Origin of the sequence: Pseudomonas sp. UBA3153 (assembly GCF_002364635.1) — a bacterium.
Classification (GTDB): domain Bacteria; phylum Pseudomonadota; class Gammaproteobacteria; order Pseudomonadales; family Pseudomonadaceae; genus Pseudomonas_O; species Pseudomonas_O kuykendallii.
Genome location: NZ_DEYR01000023.1, coordinates 1 through 425 on the forward strand (window position 1 = coordinate 1; position 425 = coordinate 425).

Consider the following 425-nt stretch of genomic DNA (forward strand, 5'->3'; position numbering starts at 1 on the left):
CACCGCCAGCGCGCCGTGCACCGGGCGCTCACCCGCCTCGCCGAGCACCAGCCCGGCCAGCGTGGTCCCGGTGCCGGCGGCCAGCCACCAGCCGTCGTAGTCACTCCAGCCGAGCGCAGCGAGTTGCCGCCGCGCCATGACGACCAGCTCGATGCAGCCGCGCGCGCCGGGCAACCCGCCGCCGCCTTCGGGCACCGGCTGCAGATCGGGATAACGCGCCTGCCAGGGTTCCCAGAAATCTGCCCGATGACGGGCGCGATAGCCGCCGTAGCCTAGCCAGTGCACTTGCATGCCGAGATCGATGAGGTCGCGCGCGGTCGGCGTGTCCTGCGGCTCGCCGCGCATCAGGCCGACGCAGGGAAAGCCGAAGCGCCGGCCGGCGGCGGCCAGCGCATGCAGGTGATTGGAATGCGCGCCGCCGAGGC

General features: G+C 73.6%; 1 pseudogene. It reads right to left on the reverse strand.

The features are described 5' to 3' along the window. Window positions 1-425, reverse strand: a pseudogene (locus tag B2X67_RS04965) (1-aminocyclopropane-1-carboxylate deaminase); the annotation flags it as partial.